The following is a 21840-nucleotide window of genomic DNA, read 5'->3' as shown; positions in this document are numbered from 1 at the left end:
AGCCGTCCAGCGCGTTTGTGAGGGACGCGTTGGGCGGCTCCGGTGCTCTAGCCTGTCACCGTCAGAACCAGCAGAGCGACGTTGAGTGCAACGATCAAGCCCGCCGCAATCCACGCCGCGACGGTCGTGAGCGGGGCATTGCGCGCGTCGCCCATGAGTTCGGGGTCCGAGGTCATTCGCACCAGCGGGATGATCGCGAAGGGGATGCACAGGCTCAAGACCACTTGGCTGAGCACGAGCGCCAGCGTCGGGTCGACGCCGAGTCCGAGCACGATCAGTGCCGGGATGAGCGTGACGATCCGGCGTGTGATCACCGGAATCCGAATGGCCAGAAGACCATGCATGATCTCGGCGCCGGCCGCGCATCCCACGGAGGTCGACGCGAGTCCGGAGGCGAGGAGGCCGATCGCGAACACCACGGCTACACCCGGGCCGAGCGAATTCTCGATCGCGGCATGCGCGCCGTCGATGGTGTCGGTGCCGGGTACTCCGCGCAGCGCCGAAGCGGCCAGAAGCAGCATGCCGATGTTCACGCCACCGGCGATGATCAACGCGACGACGACATCCCAACGGGTGACTTTGAGTAGTCGCTGCAACCGTGGGCCGGGTTTGATGTGGCCGTGGCGATCACGTGCCAATGCGGAGTGAAGGTAGATCGCGTGCGGCATGACCGTTGCTCCGAGCATGCTGGCGGCGAGCAGTACGGTCTCGGTTCCTTCGAAGCGGGGGACCAGTCCGGCGACGGCCTCGCTGCCGGAGACGTCGGTGAAGGCGAGCCCGGTCAGGAAGCCGATGGTGATGATGGCCAGCAATCCCATGACCACGAACTCGAAAGTGCGCTGTCCGCGCCGACTTTGGATCGTCAGGATGACCATCGACACGCATCCGGTGATCAGTCCGCCGAGGAAGAGCGGGATGTTGAAGAGCAGGTTGAGTGCGATGGCGCCGCCGATGACTTCGGCGACGTCGGTCGCGATCGCCATCATCTCGGCCTGGAGCCAGAAGGCGCGGCGGTTGTTCTTACGCAGGCGCTGACCCAGCATTTCGGGCAGGGATCTGCCGGAGACGAGACCGAGTTTCGCGGACAGATACTGCACGAGGACGGCCATCGCGTTGGCGAGTACGAGTACCCAGATGAGGAGGTAGCCGTACTTGGCGCCGGCGGTGAGGTTGGCGGCGACGTTGCCCGGATCGACGTACGCGATTGCCGCGACGAACGCCGGACCGAGCAGGGCGATGGATCTCCCCGTGGATCTCCCCGTGGGTCGTCGGCGCGGAGTCGTCGGCTCTTGCGTACTGGTGCTCATCGGTCTCCTGGTCACACGTACTCGGACCTGTTGGTTCAAATAAGTGAACTATAGAGTTCGGGGAGCCGAACTTTCAACAGCTGTGCGCGGTCAGCGACCGCAGAGGGTCCCTAACCGCGCACAGGCCGGTTAGGCCGTCACGCCGGCAGCCAGGAGAGCGCGAGCCTCGGGTCGGCCGTCGAGGAGGGCGTTGGTACGCAGTTCGACCTTCCACTCGCCGTCTGTCTTGATCAGTTCCCAACGGTTTGCGGTGATGCGGAGGACCTTGAATCCCGTCGGGTTCTCGGGATCTTTGATGACCAACTGCGAATGGCAGGTCGCGACGGCCTTGTTGCCGTCGATGCGGATGTGGGCGGGTGTCATCATGTGGGCCGCGCCGTTCATGATCCAGTTCTGGTGTGAGGCGCTGTGAACCATCGCGCGCAGTTCGCCGCGGCCGTGCATCGCACCGGTATCGACGTCGTAGACGCCGTCCTCGAGCCACAGGTTCGCGACCTCGTCGGCTGATCCGCTGTCGACGGCAGGGCTGTATGTGGTCAGCAGTTCGGTGATCGCGAGCTTGTCCTCGAGCAATTCCACTCGGGCGAGCAGGGATTCGATCAGGGCGGTCGAGTCGGTCATCGGTACGTCCTTTGCATTGAATTGTCGGGGAATCAGGAAGTGGTGAAAGAAAAGCCCTCGGCGAGGGCGATTCGGTGAAGTTCTTCGAGTTGTTCGCAGTAGTGCTCGACGCTTCGAGCGCCGACCGAGCAGCTGGCGATGGTCGCCCCGGCGTCACGGACGCGAGTCAAGGCGCGAAGGGTGGATTCGCGATTGCCGAGAGGATCGAGCGGCGCACCGGCGGGAAGCACCACGTCGAATCCGTCGGGGAGCGTCGTGGCGTCGAGCATTTCCTTCAGTTCGGAGAATCGCAGCCCGAACGGCACCCACCCGTCGCCGTGTGTGGTGGCCCGGCGCAGCGATCTCTTGGTCCGGCCGCCGATCCACAGCGGCACCCGTTTCTGGACGGCGTGGGGTTCGACGACAAATCCGGAGTAGTCGTAGAACTCGCCGTGATACTCCGGAGTCGGCGTCGACAGTGATGCCCGAAGTGCGGCCAAGGCATCGTCAGCGCGCGCTCCTCGGTCGGGAAATGGAGCATTTATGAGATCGAATTCTTGTTTCAGAGTCCCCACCCCGAGGCCGAGTATCAGGCGTCCATTGCTGACGCGATCAAGCGTTCCGTAACGCTTGGCGATCTCGAGGGGGTGGTGGTAGCCCAACACCAGCACCTGGGTCGCCAGCAGGATTCGTGATGTACGCGCGGCGAGAAAACCAAGGGTGGCGAGCGGATCCCAGTAGGTTCCGCCGCGCTCGGTGGCAATCTCCTCGGGGACCGCCACGTGTTCACTGCAGGTCAGATGATGGAAACCGAGTCGATCCGCCGTGGCGGCCACTGTGGCGATCTCGCCGATGTCAGCACTTGCCTCCCACTCCGAGCGCGTGCTCGGGTGCTGAATCAGGACCGGCGTGACGATTCCCAGGTGCATCGGGCGTTTATAGCGTCCCCACTCGCCCAGCGGCAGGTGAATTACCGCTGATCGGGATCGAAAAGATCGATTCACTTTCCAGAAACTGTGACCTGGGTTATAGTCGGTAGAATCAATTCCAGTTTTCGGGAGGCGTCCATGACCATTGTTGACATGAACGACACACTGTCCACCGTCCAGACTGCCGGTGGGCAACCCAAGAAGGATCTGCCGCCGTCGATGGTCGAGCGGATGACACTGATTCTCGACGCATTCGACGGCCGCGCCGCGCGGCTGACGCTGGAAGAGGTCGCGTGCCGTACTCAGTTGCCGCGCTCCACGGTCCACCGCATTCTCGATCAGCTGGTCAAGCTGGACTGGGTCGATCACGCATCGTTCGGCTACTGCCTCGGGCGTCGCGCGCTCGGCCTCGGTGGTGGCGACGGCGGCCACAGCCAGATCCGCGAAGCCGCTGCACCGCTTCTGCACGAACTGCACCTGCAGACCGGCATGGTCGTTCACCTGTCGGTGCTCGACGGACGCGAGAGCGTCTATCTCGACAAGGTCGGCGGACGATTCGCCGCGGCGCTCCCGTCCCGCGTCGGCGGCAGAGTGCTCGCTCATTCGACGGCTGGTGGCAAGGCGATGCTGGCGTGGATCGACCCCGAGCGCGTCGACGCTCTGTTCGGGGCTTCTCTTCCCCGCTGCACCGAGAACACGATCACCGACGTCGCTGTGCTCCACCAGGAACTGAACCGCATCCGTCAGCGTCGGGGACTGGCCTTCGAACGCGGGGAGTCAGCGCGTGGAGTCGCTTGTGTGGCTTCGGCAATTCGCGGACACGAGGGTCCCGTCGGCAGCATCGCGTTGTGTGGTGACATGCGGACCGCTCAGCTCGAGCGAGTTGCTCCGCTGGTCGTCGACGCGGCTCGCGAGGTCTCACGGACGCTGTACCCCGAACTGGGTGCTCCTCGCCGCGGCCGCAAAACGCCTCCCGTTCCGACCAATACGTTCTCGGCGGAGACGATGGATCGCCTGCTGGCAGCGTCGTCCGACCACTGGATCTGACGTATTTTGATCGACTTGTCTCGCTGATCGGGACGAGTCATAGCAGCTCAGCGGTACTGATGGCACCGTTCGGACCATGACGACTGAACTGAGCTACGAGGGAACTCTGAAGGAACTGCAGACCGATCTCGGTGTGCTCCGGTACCACGAAGCCGGCGACGGCCCGCCGCTCCTGCTGCTGCACGGATCGGGCCCCGGCGTCACCGGTTGGCGTAACTACCGCGGCGTTCTCGCGGACTTCGCGAAGCACTTCCACTGCTACGTTCTCGAGTTCCCCGGATTCGGCGTCAGCGATCCCGGCCCCGACCATCCGATGATGATGGCGCAGGCGTCGGTCGGGATGTTCCTCGACGGCCTCGGCCTCGGCCCGGTCCACATGATCGGTAACTCCATGGGCGGCATCGTCGCCACCAAGGTCGCGATCGACGAGCCGCACCGGGTGAGCAAGCTCGTCACCATCGGCGGCATGGGAAAGAACACCTTCTCGCCGGGGCCCGGTGAAGGCATCAAACTCCTCATGGAGTTCACCGACAACCCCACCCGCGAAGCTCTGGTCCGCTGGTTGCATTCGATGGTCTTCGACCGTGCCGTCGTCACCGAGCAGCTCATCGAAGAGCGTTGGGCCCTGGCCACCGAGCCGACGACGCTCGAGATCGCCCGTCGTATGTACAGCAGCAAGGCCATGGCCGCCATGGGCGCGGCTGCCGCTGCGTCGACCGCCGTGCCGTACTGGGCGCAGCTGAACAAGATCAAGGCGCCGACGCTGTTGACCTGGGGACGCGACGACCGCGTCAGCCCCGTGGACATGGCGATTCTGCCGATGCGCGACATCCCCAACGGCGAAGTTCACATCTTCCCCAACTGCGGACACTGGACGATGATCGAAGCTCGCGACGCCTGGGTCGCGTCCGTTCTGGCATTTCTGACGCGTCCAGAAGGCAAGTAAGGCCCGTGCGCCTTTTTGGTAGCCCCCACTACCAAAAAGGCGCACAGGGGTGCTCCCACTCACCGGGAAGCGTTTCTGCACTTCGGTGGGCTACCTGCCACCGTTTCACCAACAGATTTTCATTCTGCCCAGGCACTCGCCGGGTAGCGAAACCAGAAAGCCGGAAAAATCATGGGTCAGGTTCTGGACAACATCTCACAGTTCGCCGACGAGATCCGCGCTGACGGAGTCGAGGGCGACAAGCTGATGCGCTTGACGGACGGCAGCGCGAAGCGCTTGCGCGACTCCGGCGTCATCCGGATGTTCCAGCCGAAGGAGTTCGGTGGCCTCGAGGCGCATCCGCGTGAATTCGCCGAGACGGCAATGGCTATCGGCGCGATGGACGGTGCCACGGGCTGGGTCAGCGGCATCGTCGGTGTGCATCCGTGGGAGCTTGCGTTCTTCGACCGCAAGGCTCAGGAAGAGGTGTGGGGAACCGATCCCGATACGTGGATGGCGTCGCCGTATGCGCCGATGGGTGTGGCGAGGCCGGTCGAGGGTGGGTACATCCTCAACGGTCGTTGGTCGTTCTCCTCGGGTACCGATCATTGTGACTGGATCATGATCGGTGCGATGGTCGGTGACGAGTCCGGTAAGCCGTTGATGCCGCCGAAGCACCTGCACGTGCTGTTGCCGCGTTCGGATTACGACATCGACCAGGACAGCTGGAATGTCGTGGGCCTGCGCGGAACCGGGTCGAAGGACCTGATCGTCAAGGACGCGTTCCTGCCGACTTACCGCACGATCGACGCCGGAAAGGTGTACGACGGGACGGCGTGGAAGGAAGCGGGTCGTACGGAGACGTTGTACAAGTTCCCGTTCTCGTGCATTTTCCCGTTGGGGATCACCTCGTCGTTGATCGGTATCGCTGAGGGTGCGTTGGCGTGCAACATGGCGGCGCAGCGTGAGCGTGTGACGGTCAGTGGTGTTCCGATCAAGGAAGATCCGTACGTGCTGTTCGCGATCGGTGAGGCGGCGGCCGAGATCGCTGCTTCTCGGGCTGCGATCTTGGAGACGGTGGATCGTTTCTGGGACATGACGGAGAAGGGGCAGGAAGTTTCGTTCGAGCTTCGTGCGATCGGTCGGCGTACGCAGACTGCTGCTGCGTGGCGGGCGGTGCGTGCGGTGGACGAGATCTTTGCTCGTTCCGGTGGTGGGGCTTTGCAGTTGAACACGCCGATGCAGCGGTTCTGGCGTGACGCTCATGCCGGTCTCGCGCATGCGATCCACGTACCCGGTTCCATTTTCCATGCGTCGACGCTCTCGCAGCTCGGTGGCGAACCGCAGGGTATCCACCGCTCGATGATCTAGTCCCACAAATACTTTCGAAGCAAGGACGGTTAGGCATGACTGAAATTCGGGGCCTGGGGTATCTCAGGATCCAAACGCAGGACGTGGCTCGCTGGCGCGAGCTCGTGGTCGACGGACTCGGCCTCGCGGTCGGTAGTGGCCCGGAAGCCGACGGCCTCTACTTGCGCCTGGACGAGCGTCGTGCGCGACTGATCGTCCTGCCCGGTGAGACGGACAAGGCTCTCGCAGTGGGCTGGGAAGTGCGAGATCAGTTCGCGCTCCAGCGTGTTCGTGAAGCAGTGGAGAAGGCCGGAGTCGAGGTCGAGGTTCTTTCCGAGGTCGACGCCAGCTACCGCGATGCCGAGCAGGTCATCGCATTCGACGATCCCAACGGCAACCGAGTCGAGGTCTTCTTCGGACCGGTACTCGACCACAGCCCGTTGGTCACCCCGCACGGCGGCCGTTTCGTCACCGGCGATCAGGGCCTCGGCCATGTGGTGCTTCCGGTTACGCGTTTCGACGAGGCATACACCTTCTACACCGAGGTGCTCGGATTCCTCCCGCGCGGTTCCATCCGTCTCGGCGGTATCGATGCGCCGCCGCCGGCTCGCCGCGTTCGCTTCATGGGTGTCAACCAGCGCCACCACAGCCTGGCGTTGTGCCCGGCGCCGCCGGTTGACGAGCCCGGTCTCGTGCACCTGATGATGGAAGCCGAGACTCTCGACGCCGTCGGTCAGGCTCTCGATCGTGTTGCCAAGCTCGGCTTCTCGATCTCCTCGACGTTGGGTCGCCACACGAACGACAAGATGGTGTCGTTCTACGTGCGCGCACCGGGTGGATGGGATCTGGAGTTCGGCTGCGAAGGCATGCTTGTCGACGAAGCCTTCTACACCGCTGAGGAAATCACGGCCGACAGCTACTGGGGCCATGACTGGTCCGAGAGTGAACCGCTGGCCGCGTTCACTCCCAAGAGCTAGCTCTTACGCAACGAAAAAGCTCGGTCCCAATGCATATCGGGGCCGAGCTTTTTCGTGCGATAGATCAGGAAGCTGCTGCGGCCAAACCGGTTTCGAGGTCGGCGAGAATGTCGTCGATCCCTTCGATGCCGACCGCAAGGCGGACGAGCCCCGGGGTGACGCCCGAAGCGAGCTGCTCCTCGGGGGTGAGCTGCGAGTGCGTCGTCGACGCGGGGTGGATGACGAGTGAGCGAACGTCGCCGATGTTGGCGACGTGGCTGTGCAACGTCAGTGCGTTGACGAACTTCTTGCCTGCGTCGACTCCACCGGCGAGCTCGAACGCGACGATGGCGCCGGTTCCCTTGGGAGCCAGCTGCTTTCCGCGCTCGTGCCAGGGCGAGGATTCCAGTCCGGCGTATGCGACCGACGTGACTTCGGCGCGGCCCTCGAGGAATTTCGCGACCTTCTGGGCGTTGGACACGTGGCGCTCGATGCGCAGGCTCAGTGTCTCGATACCCTGCGAGATGAGGAAGGCGTTGAACGGTGCGATGGCCGAGCCGAGGTCGCGCAGAAGCTGAACGCGTGCCTTGAGGGCGTAGGCGGGTGCGCCGAGATCGGCGAAGGTGACGCCGTGGTAGCTGGGGTCGGGGGTCGTGAAGTTGGTGTGGCGTCCCTGGGTCCAGTCGAAGGTGCCACCGTCGACGATGACGCCGGCGATCGCGGTGCCGTGTCCGCCAAGGTATTTGGTGGCGGAGTGGACGACGATGTCGGCGCCGTGCTTCAGCGGCTGAATGAGGTACGGAGTTGCGACCGTGTTGTCCACGATGAGCGGGATGCCGTGCTCATGGGCGACTGCGCTGATGCCGGGGATGTCGAACACGTCGTTCTTGGGGTTGGAGATGGTTTCGCCGTAGAACGCCTTGGTGTTCGGACGGATTGCCTCACGCCAGTGATCGAGGTTGTCCGGGTCCTCGACGAAGTCGACGGTGATACCGAGCTTGGGCAGCGTGTAGTGGAAGAGGTTGTACGTGCCGCCGTACAGGCGAGGGCTTGAGACGATGTGGTCCCCGGCCTCGGCGAGGTTGAGGATCGCGAAGGATTCGGCGGCCTGACCGGACGCAACCAGCAGAGCCGCGACTCCGCCTTCGAGGGCGGCGATGCGCTGCTCGACGGCGTCCTGCGTCGGGTTCATGATGCGGGTGTAGATGTTGCCCGGCTCGGCGAGGCCGAAGAGCGCCGCCGCATGGTCGGTGTTGTCGAAGACGTAGCTGGTGGTCTGGTAGATCGGAAGCGCCCGAGCGTTGGTAGCGCTGTCCGGGCCCTGTCCGGCGTGGACCTGCTTGGTTTCGAACGACCAATCGGCGGTCGGATCGGTATCGACGGGGGTGTTCTCGCTCATGAATTCATACTCCGTGGTGAAGGTGGGTTGGTGCGGGTCAGGCGGTTTCGACGACTGTATGCACTGGGACGGGATTGCGGGTGAGATCGAGTACGGGGCAGTGGGCGTCGACCGTTTCCTGCAGTTCCAGGTAGCGCTCGCGGGTTTCGGGGCCGGTCAGGGTGACGACCACGCGGACCTCGGAGAATCCCGGACGGACGGCGTCGTCGAAGCCGAAGAATCCACGAACGTCGAGGTCACCTTCGGCTCTGGCCGAGATGTCGTCGAGAGCGATACCGAGTTTGTCCGCCCAGACGCGGTAGGTGACCACCTGGCAGGAGAGCAGGGAAGCAAGGTAGTACTCGACAGGATTGGCTGCGGTGTTCTCGCCGCCGAGGGCCGGCGGCTCGTCGACCTCGACGCTGTACTTACCGAGAGAAATGGTGCTGGCAACGGCGTCGTGCGCCTGGGCGGAAGCCTTGAATACGACGTGCGCTTTGCTGGCGTCTTTGTCGATGGCGTCGGCGTTGGCTGCTACGACGGAACTCAGGTGTGAGATGGAGGCGGTGGTCATGACAGAAATGTCCCCTGATCTGGGTGTACATACGAGTATCGACGTGAGCGGCGCTCACGTCGTAGGTCCGATCAGTAGATCGGACACCCGGATGTACAGACATGCGCAAAGTCGACATGGCGCCGCCGCGTCAGCAGCGTGCCCGTCTCGTATGCGCCGATTCCCGTCACAGGAGAGACTGTAACCGGTTCATACCCTTTCCGACCAGACGTATAGGAAATCTGTCTCGGATTGTGGTCTGTCATGCGGGCGGCAGTCCGCTCCACCGGGGTGTCCGACGATTGGCGAAAGCGTCGAGTCCTTCGGCGATGTCCGGAGAGCGCAACACTGCGTCCTTGGCGTCGTCGGTGACCTTCCATCCGTCGGCGTCGGCGTCGGCGTAGAGAGCCTCGATGGCCTTCAGACTCAGACTCACGGAGGTGGGGGAGGACTCGCAGATCTCCGCTGCCATCACCAGTGCCTCGTCGAGTGCCTTACCAGGGGCAGTGACTGCATTGACGACGCCGAGGTCCTTTGCCCGTTCGGGATCGAGTGTGCGGCCGGTGATCAAGAGTTCACGGGCGACGTTGATCGGAAGCGCGCGAGGAGCCCGAAAGAGTGCGCCGGACGTCGCAACCAGACCGCGTTTGGTTTCGGGAAGGCCGAATTGCGCTGTGGCAGAGGCGACGATCAGATCGCAGGCCAGTGCAATTTCGAAACCGCCACCAAGCGCATAGCCCTCGACTGCAGCGATCAGGGGCTTGTTCCGCCGGCGCCGAATGACGCCGTACTCACCGCCGCGAGGCATGCGAAGGTCGGCCCGCTCTCGGATATCGGTTCCGGCGCAAAAGATGTTGGGGGTTCCGGTGATGATGCCGACCCACAGATCAGGGTCGTCGTCGAGAAGATTCAGCGCGGCTTCGATTCCCTCGGCAGTCTCACGGTTGATCGCGTTACGGCGTTCTTCGCGTTCGATCCTGACGATGAGAACGCGGTCATGGCGTTCGGTGGAAACAGTCGACATAATTGGACTGTAGTCCACCTATCGGAGGCGGAGGTGCGTCACCTGACGGGACGGACATTGGACACATTCCGGACTGTGGCGAAGACTGTGTTCTGAGGCGGAGAAGGGCAGGTCGACGTGATTTCCAAACGAGAACAGAACAAGCGCGACACCAACGACAGGTTGCTCTCGGCTGCTCGAATTCTGTTCTCGGCGCAGGGTTTCGCCAGCACGACCGTCGACGACATCGCCGAGCGAGCCGAGGTGTCGCGAGCCACCTTCTTCAATTACTTCCAGGGCAAGGACTCGGTTCTCGAGGCGTTGCACAGTGATCATCTCGATCAGCTTGCGGCACTGGTGGATCAGCTCATGGAATCGCCGATGCCGACTTCTGATCGGATCTCCCGGATTTTTCAGGACTTTGCGCAGCAAGCGATCATGCACCCGCGCTATCTGCGCATGGTGACTGCAGAACTCGAGCGCGACTTCGCCTCCTCCGGAGCGGGGGCGGCCCACGATCATCGGTTCCACGTGGAACTTCTGCGGATCGTCACTGCCGGTATCGAAGCCGGCGAAGTGAGATCGGACTACCCGCCGCTCTTTCTCGCACAGATGATCGGTGGTACGTACGGAGCGTTGGTCCGCTTCTGGCGGCAAGACGCCGATTACGACGTGGTCGGAGAATTCGATCGCGGAGCCAGGTACGTCGCGGAAGGCATCGCTGCTCGCTGATCAGGGAGTGGGCACTACCAGGGGCAGCATCTGCTGGACGCTCACCGAAAGATAGTTTGCGGCAGTCTGATCGCCGGACAGATGGCGCAGCAGGCTCTGCTGGAACAGGCCGTCGAAGATTGCGTACATCGCCGCCGAGGTGACCGATGCCTCTACGTCGAGAAGCTCGGCGTAGCGAGAAACAATGCGCCAGATCATGTTTTCGAGACTCTCGTCGATCGCGGCGACGTCGGCTCGGAACGACTCCTCGAACATCGACTGCGCGCGCAGGTCGTACCAGAGGCGGTGCATCGTGGGTTCTTCGATCATGGTCTCGGCGAGCAGTGCGCCGAAACCGGTTTTCAGTTCCTCCGGTGTCTTCGCGGTGGCGACGATGCCGTCGTAGCGGGTGACGCAGCGTGCCTTGTAGTGGCGCACGCAGTGGGTGATGAGATCGACCTTGTCGCTGAAGTAGTAGTGCAGGACGCCGTGGGAGAACTCCGAATTCTGGGCGATTTCGCGCAGGCTCGTGCGTGCGTAGCCCAATTCGGCCAGGGTTTGCAGTGCGGCCTCGGCGAGTTGATCACGTCGCTCGGAGAATTTGTCGACCTGGCGACGCGACACCTTGTCTGCGTTGGACCGCTTGGCGGAGTCGGACTGCTGGCCCGGTGAGCTAGGTGCAGCCTTTTTCCCTGCCTCACTAGGCTTCTCGACTGTCGTGGTCACGATGGCACGTCCTGTTCCCTGCGGTTTCCACAGCGGCACGATCACCGCGTCCGAATCAGTGTAACCCCTGGTCTTTGACGAGCGTGTAACAAAATCTTGACAGTCGTCAAGATTTATCTTGACACTCGTCCAAAGTTGAATACTCTGTGACTCACACCACTTGGCAGCGTCGCTGTGAACGGTGGCATCGCGAGAGTCGTTTCAGTCATGGAGGCAGTCGAAAATGAGCGTGTTTGATCTCGAGGGACGAAAAGCACTGGTCACAGGTGGTGCCAAGGGGCTCGGAGCCGGAATGGCTGAGGCGTTGGCGAAGGCGGGGGCGTCAGTGATGATCGGCGACGTTCTCGAAGACGAGGGTCGTGCCACCGCAGAGGCTGTTGGTTCGGGCGGAGTCAAAACCGGCTTCGTAAAGCTGGACGTCACCGACGACGCCAACTGGGAAGAGGCAGTCGCCGCCACCGCGGAGACTCTCGGCGGCTTCGACATCCTCGTCAACAACGCAGGCATCGAGATTTCCTCGCTGGTGGTCGACCTCGATCCGAACGACATCCGCCGTATGTGTGAGGTCAACATCCTCGGAACGGCGCTCGGAACCAAACACGGACTGCGCAGCATGCGTCCGGGTGGCGTAGCCGGAACCGGCGGTTCCGTCATCAACATCTCTTCAGTGGCCGCCACCATTCCGTTTCCCGGGATCAGTGGATACTCCGCGACCAAGTCCGCGGTCGATCGCTTCACCAGAGTTGCCGCCGCCGAGTCGGGCAAGCTCGGCTACGGAGTCCGCGTCAACTGCATCTACCCGGGTCTTGTCGCCACGGAGATGGGTCTCGGACTCGCGGCGGACATGGAGAAGCTCGGTCTCTGGCCCAGCGCCGAAGCAGCAGTCGGAGACGTCATCGGCCTCACCCCGCTCGGCCGCCTCGGTGAAGTGAACGACATGGCTGACGCCGTTGTGTTCTTGTCCTCCGACGCCGCGCGATTCATCACCGGTATCGGCCTCCCCGTCGACGGTGGCATGGGCATGTAGCTCGCCCTTCATTCGTACGTACACCCTTCTCACGTCTTCGAAAGGTTCCACGAACATGTCCGAAAAGAAGCCCGTCATCGTCTACGGCGTCTCCGGGTACACCGGCCGTCTGGTGTGTGAATACCTGCGCGAGTTCAACATCCCGTTCATCGCAGCCGGCCGCGACGCCGCTCGCATCCAAGAGGTCCTCGACAAGATCCCCGGTTTGGACACCGTCGATCACGAAGTCGTCGAGGTCGAGCACACGGTCGAGGCTCTCACCGAATTGTTCACCGGTGCACAGGTTGTCAGCAACATGGTCGGGCCGTTCATCAAGCTCGGCGGGACCGTCGTCGAGGCCGCGTTGAATGCCGGTTGCCACTACATGGACACAACCGGTGAGCAGGACTGGGTACTCGACGTCCAGGAGAAGTTCAGCGACAAGTACCAGGAGAAGGGCCTGCTCCTCTCGCCCGGTATCGCGCAGATGTACACCACCGGTGAGATCGCGGCCAATATCGCACTGGAAACACCGGGCCTCGATACGCTCGACATCCTCGTGCTGTGGAAGGGATTTCCCACCTACGCGTCCACTCAGACGATCTTCACCATCCTCAAGGCAAACTGGTACTACCTCGAGCAGAACAAGTACGTGCAGTGGGCGCCCGGCCAGACTTTCGACGTCGTCGTTCCGGGCCAGCACGAAACTGCGCTTGCATTGCCGTGGGGCGGAACATGCCACCCGGTGTGGTTCAAGAACGATCCGCGAGTTTCCAACGTCAAGGCTGCGGGCGGAGTGTTCGACCGCACCGTGATGGAAGGCGTTGTCGCGACGCAGAAGATCGTGGAGGAGCAGATCAAGACCCTGCCCGCCGACGAGCAGGAAGCCGCCTTGGCCGAGATCGCCGGATCGGTTCAGGCCGGTATGCCCCCTCGTGAAAATCCGCGCATCAACACCTCACTCGACTCCGTATACGCGTCGGGCCCGCTGGGTCGCTCGCACGTCGTGATCCACGGAAACTGTAACTACAAGCAGACGGGCCTCCTGCACGCCTATGCAGCGCATTCTCTGCTCCAGCAGGCGCCGAAGCGGACCGGGCTTGCCTCGGCTTGCCAGGCGTTCGGCCATCGCGAACTGCTCGGCGCGCTACGTAGTTTCGGGCTGGCTCTGGAGCCGGAAGTAACCATCAACGCCTAACTCGTCGTCCTCGTCATCATGTTCACGGCTCCCGGCGTGTAGCACGCCGGGAGCCCCGCCCTGGAGGCTCCCCATGCGTTTGACCGACTATCTCGACAAGGGAGCCTCTCTTGGTTCCACTGCACCGTGTTTGACGATGGGGGAGCGCACTCTCTCCTACGGCGAGGTGCAGCAGTTCAGCCGACGCTTCGCAGCTTCGCTCGCGGCTTCGGGCATCGCGGCGGGCGAAAAGGTCGCGATTTTGTCCGGCAACGACCCGATCTCGTTCTCCTGCGTATTCGGTATCAGTAGGGCTGGCGCAGTCTGGTGCCCGATCAACCCTCGCAACGAAGCTGCGGAAAACCGAGACCTGTTGGATCTGTTCGATTGTCGCGCTCTGTTCTTCCAGAAGTCCTATGCGCCGCTCGTCGACCAGATCAAGGATGCTCTTCCCCAGTTGGTGACGCTCGTCTGTATCGACGGCGAGTGGGATTCGGCACAGTCCCTCGAAAGCTGGCTCGGGGAAGAAGAACTCGACGCCGCGGCGCCCGACGACGTCACCATGCTGGTCGGCACCGGTGGTACAACTGGACGGCCAAAGGGAGTGATGTTGACCGGGCACAACATCGAGACGATGACCGCAATCACCTTGATGAGTTATCCGTTCGAGGGGCGCCCGGTGTATCTGGCGCTGGCACCGCTGACTCACGCCGCCGGTGTTCTGTGCTTCCCGATCATGGCCCTCGGCGGCGAAGTAGTGATCATGCCGAAGCCCGATCTCGGGTACTTCCTCGCGAACGTTCAGAAGCACAAGGTGACTCACACCTTCCTGCCGCCGACGCTCATCTACATGCTGCTCGAGCACGAGGCCCTGTCTGCCACGGATCTCAGCTCGCTGCAATGCTTCTGGTACGGAGCGGCGCCGATCTCCCCGACCAGACTCGCGGAGGCGATCGACAAGATCGGCCCGGTCATGGCTCAGCTGTTCGGGCAGAGTGAAGCCCCCATGATGATCTCGACGATGTCACCGAAGGAGCACTTCGGCTCGGACGGCACTGTCGCAACGTCACGACTTTCCTCGGCCGGTCGACCGTCGCCGCTGGTGACCGTCGGGATCATGGATGACAAAGGCGCGCTGCTCGGACATGGCGAGCGTGGTGAGGTGGTGATTCGCAGTTCGTTGGTGATGGCGGGTTATTACAAGAACCCCGACGCAACCGCGGAAGCGTCAGCCCACGGCTGGCATCACACCGGCGATATCGGGTACCTGGACGAGGACAATTTCCTGTTCATCGTCGACCGTGCGAAGGACATGATCATCACCGGCGGTTTCAACGTCTATTCGGTCGAGGTGGAGCAGGCACTCATGGCGTATCCGGGGATTCAGGACTGCGGAGTGATCGGGTTGCCGGACGACAAGTGGGGCGAACGCGTTGTGGCAGTGGTGCAACCGCACCTCGGCGCCGACATCGACGGCGCCGAGGTGATGGCTTTCGTGAAGGCTCGCATCGGAAGTGTGAAGACTCCGAAGCAAGTCATCGTCTGGGACGATCTACCTCGCTCCAAGGTCGGCAAAGTTCTCAAGAACGAGATCAAGAGCGAGCTGACGGGCTGAGGTCACGACTCGCACACCACGTCTTCTGCCGGCAGTGAGCCGTCGAGCAGGTACGAGTTGACGGCGGCGTTCGCGCAAGTATTCGCGTAGCCCGGGAACACCGCATGAGTGCGGCCTGGAACTGTCACGAGCCGTGAGCCTTTCATCGCTTCATGCATGCCGAGGCCTTCGTCGTACGTCGTGCGGGTGTCACCGGTTGCCTGGATCTGCAATGCCGGAACGTTGTTGTCGATGTCGATCCGCGTAGGGGCCTCACTGCGCCAGAACGCGCACGGCATGATCGTGTTGTGTGTGCCGGCAAAGATCGGCTGATCATCACGGTGCTCCTCCAACTTGTTGCGGTACCACTGGGGATCGCTCGGCATCGATACGTCTCCGCAGACGATGGCGATTGTCCCGGCATAGTCAGGACCGGTTCCCAGTTCGGTCTGGAACCATGCCTGCATCAATCTCGTCAGCTGGGGATGGATGTTCTCGACGGTCTTGCCTGCGGCGAGATCGCGCAACTGAACCAATACCTGTGCGAATGCCTCACTTTCCTTCTCGGTGTCGCCGGTTCCGTTGACGTACATCAGGAATGGAAGGACGTGATCATCGACGGCATGATCACCGATCTGTATCGGAGTGGTGGCCGCGTCCGAGATCAGCTTCTCGATGAGGGCGCGAACTTCGGCGGGCGTCGATCCGAGTGCATAGGTGGAGTTGTGTTCTGCTGCCCACTGCGAGAATCCGTCGATCGCTTTCTCGTTGGCCGGGCCCATGTCCTGGAACATCTCGTATCCGTATTTCTTCGGATCCGGTGCACTGTCGAGAACCACACGGTCGATCCTGTCCGGGAACATTTGAGCATAGGTTGCACCGAGGTATGTGCCGTACGACCACCCGAAGTACGACGCCTTCTCCTGGTCGAGGGCGCCACGAATCACGTCGAGGTCTCGGGCGATGTTTTGAGTATTGATGTGCGGCAGATAGTCCGGGTACTTGTCCCAGCATGTGTCAGCGGCCTCGCGTGCGAGCGCAACACTCTCGTTCCATCCCTCGTCCGTGGTGCCCGGCGACCGCATCCATGTCATCTGTTCGACGCCGCAGTCGATCGGTGTGCTCTTGCCGAGTCCTCGGGTGTCCATGCCGATGACGTCGTATGCCGCTGCGACTTCCGGTGTCATGCCCGCATTCAGAATCTCGGGCAATCCCAGTCCTCGGCCGCCCGGGCCGCCGGGGTTGGTGAGCAGGATCCCGCGTCGCTGTGCGGGGTCGGTGGATGCGACCCGCGAGATCGCCACTTCGATCGTCTTGCCGTCGGGGGCGGAATAGTCCAAAGGTACTGTGACCATGGCGCATTCACTTGCGGTCGACGTTCCGGTGTCTGTGGCGCATGGCCCCCACTCGAGATCCTGTTCGTAGAACGCGCTGAGATTCGATTGTGGATCTTCCTGCGGAGTAGCAGGATCCGAGCACGCCGCCAATGCAGGTACGGCGAGTGCGGCAGCGGCGATTGTGGTAGCCAGCCACCTTCGTGATCGAGGCATGCGTGATCTGGGCATGGTGAATCCAGTCATTGTCGTGTCCTTGCGTTGAGCCCATTTTCGGGCAGTGTTGGTCACCCCACTTCGAATGTGGGGGCTAATCAGGGTTTTTCAGAGGCGGGATTGACGGGCGGCGAACTCCGCGGCCACAGCCTTCGCGAATCTTTCCTGGGTGACGGTTCGTCGATCCGCTTGGTGTTCGCGCAGTACCGCTACCAGCCGGGTGGGGGAAGCGTCCTCCGGTGCAGCCTGTTCGGGTAGCACGCGCTCGGTGAAGTCGCAGAACTGAATGGCAAGGGCCGCAATCGTGTCCGCGTCAGCCGGTGCGTCGGCGAGGGCATACATACGAGTTATCAATTCGATGGCCTGCTCGCGGTTCGGCTCGGCCAATACCCGGCGATGGGCGGACAGGAGTGAATCGCAGACCTCGGGATCGCCCCCGGAGACCGTGAGTGCGAGGATCAGAAGTTCACGCTCGTTGTCGATCCACGCTGTCGGCGCACCGGCAACGACGTACTGTGCGAGCACTTCCGAAAACGCGTCGGGTAGTTCAGGATCGGCATTGCGGCGTAGCGACTCGATGTGCGCACGCTGAACAGCGATCTGTTCGGCCTTCGTCGCCAATTCCTTGTCGAGGGCATCGAGTGCGGACCGAGTGTCGTGAGCGTCGCCGTCGAGTAGTTCGGCGATCTTGGCAACAGGAATCCCCAGATCGCGCAGGCGGCGGATGCGACTCAGTCGTGCCAGGTCCACCGCCCGGTACATGCGGTAGCCGTTGGGTTGGCGTTGTGGTTCTTCGAGAAGGCCGTTCGAGTGGTAGTAGCGCACGGATCTGACGGTGGTGCCGGCCAATTTGGCCAGCTCGCCGATGGTCATCATCGCCCTGCCCTCCCGTGATCGAATCGGATTCCGTCTGTGAAAACCATTCTCCAACCTTGACGCGGCGTCAGGGTCAAGATTCGCGCCGGAGAACGTGACCGTTGACACTTTAAGGCGGTGAACTTAATCTGACTTTTGTCCTTTACGACATCGTCGATTTCGAGGAAGTGCCCTGATGGCTACCCTTTTTCCTGCGGCAACAATCTTTCCGATCCCCACCGACCCGCTTGCTGCGTACGGTCCACTCGTTGCTCACCGGAATCCCGAGTCGGTAGTTCCGGCACCGTACGAACACTTTGCGGTCAAGGCGGTCGCGCCGACGATCGGAGCGGAAATCTCCGGTATTCGACTCGGTGGGGGTCTGTCTGATGCCGTGATTGCGGAACTCCGCCGAGCTCTCCTCGAATGGAAAGTCCTCTTCTTCCGCGATCAGGACCTCGACCGAGCGGAACATCGAGCTTTTGCCGAGCGTTGGGGCGATCTCGAACAGCATCCGTTCTTCAAGTACACGCAGCCCGGGCAGACGGACGTCGATGTCACGACACTGGCGAAGGATGCGATGGTCGGCGGAGTCGAGAACAACTGGCACAACGACGTTACGTGGCACGAGTTTCCTTCGTTCGCAGCAGTTCTTCGTGCGGTCGAGGTGCCGGAGGTGGGTGGTGACACTTTGTGGGCCGATACTGCAGCTGGCTACGATCTGCTTCCTGAAGACATCAAGAAGCGTATCGACCCGCTTGTTGCAGAACACGATTGGATCAACTCGTTCGGCAGGTCGATGCCGGTGGATGCGGTCGAGATGTTGCGTCCGAAGTTCCCCGCTGTGCAGCATCCGGTGGTTCGGATCATTCCGGAAAGTGGCAGGCGGGTGTTGTTCGTCAACATGACCTTCACGCAACGGATCTTGGGTGTGTCAGAAGAAGAATCGAACGAACTTCTCACGATGCTGTATCGCCACGTCAATCGTCCGGAATTTCAGGTCCGTTTGAAGTGGGAGCCGAATACTGTTGCCTTCTGGGATAATCGGACCTGCCAGCACTACGCGGCCAGTGACTACTTCCCGGCTCGTCGTGTGATGGATCGAATCTCGATTGTCGGGGATCGACCGGTGGGCGTCGGGGGCTGATACGACGCTCAGCGCCTCGAGTGTCTACTACGGGAAGTAGTAACGCACCTCACATGGTTTTTCGACGCCTTGTCGATATGATTTCGACAAGGCGTCGATAAAAGTCGGCGTGACTCGTATCGACGACTTTGGAGCTTCCCGAATGTTCCTCGCCCTGCGTGAACTGTGGTTTGCGCGAAATCGATTCCTCTTGATGGGTGCCGTGGTTGCCCTCATCTCGATCCTGATGGTGATTCTGTCCGGCCTCTCGTCCGGACTGGTAAATGACGGTGTCTCCGCTTTGCAGCGGACGCCGATTCAGGCGTTTGCCTTCGCACCGGACACCAAAGCCGACTCAGCGTTTTCGCGCTCGGTCGTCACCGAGGAGCAGGCGCAGGCATGGCGTATGCAACCCGATGTCCAAGACGCCGAGCTCTTCGGCAACATGATCGTCAATGCAAAAACTCGCAGTGGCACGCCTGTCGATCTCACGCTCTTCGGCATCGAACCTGGCTCCTTCCTTGAGCCCGTCTCCGCCGACGGGAGGGGGCTGCAAGCCGACACGGAAATCATCGTCAGCTCTACCTTCCGTGACGACGGTGTTGCGATCGGTGACACCGTGATACTCGATCGACTCGGTACGGAGCTGACAGTTGTCGGATTCACCGAAGACAAGCGCACTTTCGGTCACGTCGACGTCGCCTACCTGCCCCTGCGTACTTGGCAGGAGGTTCACGCCGGTGCCAAGATCGGCGAAACCGCCAATGCCAGTGCCTATTCCGAAGCAAGTGTTGTTGCGATTCGGGGCATTGGTGGCGCGTTACCGGATCTCGTGTCGGGTGATGCGGCGGCGGGAACGTCCGCAAAGACGCTCGAGGAATCTTTCGACTCCTCACCAGGGTTCTCCGCGGAAATGATGACTATGTCGATGATCAAGGCGTTTCTGTACGCGATTTCGGCCCTGGTGGTCGGTGCATTCTTCAGTATCTGGACGGTTCAGCGCGGTCGTGAACTCGCAGTGCTGCGCGCGATGGGAGCCTCTACCGGCTTCCTGCTTCGTGACGGCATGGCGCAGGCACTGGTAGTGCTGCTTGGTTCCATCGGCCTCGGTGTGTTGCTGGGCTTGGGGCTCGGTTCGGGGCTCGAAGGCGGGGGGATGCCGTTCGCCCTCGAGTCCGGCCCAGTCGTCAACGGCGCAGTGCTCTTGGCGGTACTCGGGCTGGTCGGCGCAGCCGTTGCCATCGTCCGTGTTACCCGTGTCAACCCGCTCACCGCATTGGGAGAAAACCGATGACCACAGTCGAAAAGACCACAACCGGATTGGTATTGACCGCTGTCAGTCTTCGATTCGGTGACGGTGACTCCACCGTGCTCGCCCTCGACAACGTGAACCTGGAGGTCTCGTGCGGCGAACTTGTCGCGATCGTCGGACCGTCAGGCGCTGGAAAGTCGAGCTTGCTCGCTGTGGCCGGCGGACTCGGTCGGCCGTCGAGTGGAACGATTGTCATCGACGGCGTGGACGTGTCGGCGATGCCGGCCCGTGCTCTCGCCAAACTTCGACGAGACAAGGTCGGCTTCGTCTTTCAGTCCGGCAACCTGATTCCAGCGCTGACGGCGCGCGATCAGCTTCGGCTGATTCCCAAGCTCACGGGGCGGCCGGGTCGCGATCCCGAGGAGTTGCTCGACTCGGTCGGTATGAGTCACCGTGCAGATCGTCGACCCGGTCAACTCTCCGGCGGTGAACGCCAGCGCGTCGGTATCGCTCGGGCATTGATGAGCAATCCCTCGCTACTGCTCGTCGACGAGCCGACGGCTGCTCTCGACCGCAAACGCAGCCATGAGGTGGTCGAACTGCTCTCGCGCGAAACTCACGAGGCAGGCGTCGCTACGATCATGGTGACCCACGATCACGACGTGCTCGGGCACTGCGACCGCATCCTCGAAATGGTTGACGGTCGGTTGCGTCAGAGCGAGTAAGCCCGCGAGGGGACTGGAGGAGATTCGGTGCCGAGGATCGATGCGCCCACTGTGGTCGAGCATCGTGCTGCTCAGCGCCGTGCCCTCCTCGACGCTGCACACGCTCTTCTGTCCGAGGCCCCGGACCGGCCGCCGGGGCTCGGTGAGGTGGCAGCGAAGGCAGGGCTCGCCAGGTCGAGTGCCTACCACTACTTCCGGTCCCGGGAAGATCTCCTCAGTGCCGTCGTCGAAGACATGTTCCCGCGCTGGAACGACAAGATCGTCGAGGCGATGGCAGGCGCAGACGATCCGGTATGGGCGTACGTCGAGGCAAACCTCCAACTGGTTGCCGACGGGGAGCATGCGATAGTCGGAGCGCTGGCGACGCTGACCCCGCAAACGTTTCGAGATTCGCGGATCATGGAAATGCACGACAGTCTTGTGCTTCCTCTGGTCGAGGCCCTCCGTCTCCGTGGCGTGTCGGACCCGAAGCTCACCGCCAAGTTGATCAACTCGCTGGTGCATACGGGTACTGAACTGATCGAATCCGGTTGCAGCATGGACGAAGTCAGGTCCGCCGTGCGTGAGGTCCTCGCGTGACGGGCACCCTCAGGCCGTAATCAGATCCATCCGAAGGTACTCGGTGATGCGGAGCAGCCTCGGAGGCTCGGACACGTCTGAGGAAAGTGCTTGAAATGCTTCGCCTTTCGCGACGAGGCGCGGGGTGCCGAGGCTCACCTCCGTCTCGTCGACGGACAGTCGAGCGCTTCCCGCTCTCAAGACGTTCTGCACCCAGTCCGAGCCTGATCCGTACACCAGAATGAAGACGTAGCCACCCTCGACCGGATAGGCGTCGAGGGGCGTCCGGTAGGTCGTGCCGGATGTGCGTCCGACGTGAGTCAGTACCGGCCATTTACCGCTCGAAATTGCACGCGGGTTGAACACTCGCTTGTTGACATGTCCCCACCATCTCGGCATCGGCATTGCGATCTCCCTTCGCGAGCGCCTTACGAACGTAAGGCTGGCTTACACCTGCAAGGGTGACTTACGCATGTAAGGTTGTCAACGTATTCGTTCCGCCGAGGGGAGTC

22 protein-coding genes are annotated in these 21840 nt (G+C 62.1%); 12 read left to right on the top strand and 10 right to left on the bottom strand.

The window, feature by feature from the left end:
- Positions 1–47 precede the first annotated feature (47 nt).
- The 3 genes from BH682_RS24915 to BH682_RS24905 form a co-directional block, all read right to left on the bottom strand.
- Complete coding sequence (locus BH682_RS24915) at positions 48–1307, bottom strand: Nramp family divalent metal transporter (RefSeq protein ID WP_075834429.1); 1260 nt, start codon at positions 1305–1307, stop codon at positions 48–50.
- 129 nt (positions 1308–1436) lie between these two features.
- The gene (locus BH682_RS24910) at positions 1437–1928 is read right to left on the bottom strand and encodes a nuclear transport factor 2 family protein (RefSeq protein ID WP_003939809.1); all 492 of its coding nucleotides are present in this window, start codon (positions 1926–1928) and stop codon (positions 1437–1439) included.
- Positions 1929–1960: 32 nt separating this feature from the next.
- Complete coding sequence (locus tag BH682_RS24905; RefSeq protein WP_063315759.1) at positions 1961–2836, bottom strand: TIGR03619 family F420-dependent LLM class oxidoreductase; 876 nt, start codon at positions 2834–2836, stop codon at positions 1961–1963.
- Between the two features lie 138 nt (positions 2837–2974).
- On the opposite strand from BH682_RS24905, the gene BH682_RS24900 reads away from it, so the two are divergent.
- From BH682_RS24900 to bphC, 4 genes are all read left to right on the top strand, one after another.
- Positions 2975–3883 (top strand): IclR family transcriptional regulator, encoded by a 909-nt coding sequence (locus BH682_RS24900; protein ID WP_007729442.1) that lies wholly within the window; start codon positions 2975–2977, stop codon positions 3881–3883.
- Between the two features lie 76 nt (positions 3884–3959).
- Complete coding sequence (locus BH682_RS24895) at positions 3960–4829, top strand: alpha/beta fold hydrolase (protein ID WP_003940235.1); 870 nt, start codon at positions 3960–3962, stop codon at positions 4827–4829.
- 171 nt (positions 4830–5000) lie between these two features.
- Entirely contained in the window at positions 5001–6179 is a 1179-nt protein-coding gene (locus BH682_RS24890) for an acyl-CoA dehydrogenase family protein (RefSeq protein WP_003940250.1), read from the top strand.
- A 35-nt stretch (positions 6180–6214) separates the two neighbouring features.
- Positions 6215–7135: a biphenyl-2,3-diol 1,2-dioxygenase gene (bphC, locus tag BH682_RS24885; RefSeq protein WP_003940493.1), complete on the top strand. Its 921-nt coding sequence runs from the start codon at positions 6215–6217 to the stop codon at positions 7133–7135.
- Between the two features lie 64 nt (positions 7136–7199).
- Here the strand turns inward: bphC and BH682_RS24880 are convergent, their stop codons facing one another.
- The 3 genes from BH682_RS24880 to BH682_RS24870 form a co-directional block, all read right to left on the bottom strand.
- The gene (locus BH682_RS24880; protein ID WP_019745377.1) at positions 7200–8513 is read right to left on the bottom strand and encodes a bifunctional o-acetylhomoserine/o-acetylserine sulfhydrylase; all 1314 of its coding nucleotides are present in this window, start codon (positions 8511–8513) and stop codon (positions 7200–7202) included.
- A gap of 37 nt (positions 8514–8550) precedes the next feature.
- A complete protein-coding gene (locus BH682_RS24875) occupies positions 8551–9066 on the bottom strand; it encodes an OsmC family protein (protein ID WP_007732784.1) in 516 nt (171 codons plus the stop codon).
- 241 nt (positions 9067–9307) lie between these two features.
- Positions 9308–10069: an enoyl-CoA hydratase-related protein gene (locus BH682_RS24870; protein WP_030536952.1), complete on the bottom strand. Its 762-nt coding sequence runs from the start codon at positions 10067–10069 to the stop codon at positions 9308–9310.
- A 117-nt stretch (positions 10070–10186) separates the two neighbouring features.
- Between BH682_RS24870 and BH682_RS24865 the strand changes: the two genes are divergently transcribed.
- Positions 10187–10780 (top strand): TetR/AcrR family transcriptional regulator, encoded by a 594-nt coding sequence (locus BH682_RS24865; protein WP_003940428.1) that lies wholly within the window; start codon positions 10187–10189, stop codon positions 10778–10780.
- Here the strand turns inward: BH682_RS24865 and BH682_RS24860 are convergent, their stop codons facing one another.
- A complete protein-coding gene (locus tag BH682_RS24860; RefSeq protein WP_030536953.1) occupies positions 10781–11383 on the bottom strand; it encodes a TetR/AcrR family transcriptional regulator in 603 nt (200 codons plus the stop codon).
- 325 nt (positions 11384–11708) lie between these two features.
- Between BH682_RS24860 and BH682_RS24855 the strand changes: the two genes are divergently transcribed.
- The 3 genes from BH682_RS24855 to BH682_RS24845 all read left to right on the top strand — a co-directional run bounded on the left by BH682_RS24855 (position 11709) and on the right by BH682_RS24845 (position 15283).
- Complete coding sequence (locus tag BH682_RS24855; protein WP_007732778.1) at positions 11709–12512, top strand: SDR family NAD(P)-dependent oxidoreductase; 804 nt, start codon at positions 11709–11711, stop codon at positions 12510–12512.
- Between the two features lie 55 nt (positions 12513–12567).
- Positions 12568–13689 (top strand): DUF5938 domain-containing protein, encoded by a 1122-nt coding sequence (locus BH682_RS24850; RefSeq protein WP_003940189.1) that lies wholly within the window; start codon positions 12568–12570, stop codon positions 13687–13689.
- Positions 13690–13762: 73 nt separating this feature from the next.
- Positions 13763–15283, top strand: a complete 1521-nt coding sequence (locus BH682_RS24845) for an AMP-binding protein (RefSeq protein ID WP_075834428.1) — start codon at positions 13763–13765, stop codon at positions 15281–15283.
- A 2-nt stretch (positions 15284–15285) separates the two neighbouring features.
- On the opposite strand, the gene BH682_RS24840 is transcribed toward BH682_RS24845, so the two are convergent.
- Together BH682_RS24840 and BH682_RS24835 are read right to left on the bottom strand one after the other, a co-directional pair.
- A complete protein-coding gene (locus tag BH682_RS24840; protein ID WP_075835466.1) occupies positions 15286–16842 on the bottom strand; it encodes an alpha/beta fold hydrolase in 1557 nt (518 codons plus the stop codon).
- 78 nt (positions 16843–16920) lie between these two features.
- The gene (locus BH682_RS24835) at positions 16921–17688 is read right to left on the bottom strand and encodes a MerR family transcriptional regulator (RefSeq protein WP_064074269.1); all 768 of its coding nucleotides are present in this window, start codon (positions 17686–17688) and stop codon (positions 16921–16923) included.
- A gap of 175 nt (positions 17689–17863) precedes the next feature.
- Here BH682_RS24835 and BH682_RS24830 point away from each other — a divergent pair, with 175 nt between their 5' ends.
- The 4 genes from BH682_RS24830 to BH682_RS24815 all read left to right on the top strand — a co-directional run bounded on the left by BH682_RS24830 (position 17864) and on the right by BH682_RS24815 (position 21349).
- On the top strand, positions 17864–18814 hold the full coding sequence (locus BH682_RS24830) for a TauD/TfdA dioxygenase family protein (protein WP_054781556.1): 951 nt from the start codon (positions 17864–17866) through the stop codon (positions 18812–18814).
- Between the two features lie 142 nt (positions 18815–18956).
- Positions 18957–20087, top strand: coding sequence for an ABC transporter permease (locus BH682_RS24825; protein WP_064074323.1), 1131 nt, complete (start codon positions 18957–18959; stop codon positions 20085–20087).
- Positions 20084–20770, top strand: coding sequence for an ABC transporter ATP-binding protein (locus BH682_RS24820; protein ID WP_003939803.1), 687 nt, complete (start codon positions 20084–20086; stop codon positions 20768–20770). The genes BH682_RS24825 and BH682_RS24820 overlap by 4 nt, the downstream gene beginning before the upstream one ends.
- Before the next feature lie 27 nt (positions 20771–20797).
- Positions 20798–21349 (top strand): TetR/AcrR family transcriptional regulator, encoded by a 552-nt coding sequence (locus BH682_RS24815; RefSeq protein WP_007732757.1) that lies wholly within the window; start codon positions 20798–20800, stop codon positions 21347–21349.
- A 9-nt stretch (positions 21350–21358) separates the two neighbouring features.
- Here BH682_RS24815 and BH682_RS24810 read toward each other — a convergent pair whose 3' ends face one another.
- The gene (locus BH682_RS24810; protein ID WP_064687737.1) at positions 21359–21733 is read right to left on the bottom strand and encodes a hypothetical protein; all 375 of its coding nucleotides are present in this window, start codon (positions 21731–21733) and stop codon (positions 21359–21361) included.
- Between the last annotated feature and the right edge of the window lie 107 nt (positions 21734–21840).

Origin of the sequence: Rhodococcus sp. YL-1 (genome assembly GCF_001942025.1) — a bacterium.
Classification (GTDB): Bacteria; Actinomycetota; Actinomycetes; order Mycobacteriales; family Mycobacteriaceae; genus Rhodococcus_F; species Rhodococcus_F qingshengii.
The sequence above is the reverse complement of the archived record's forward strand: the minus strand, read 5'-3'. Positions and strand labels throughout refer to the sequence as shown.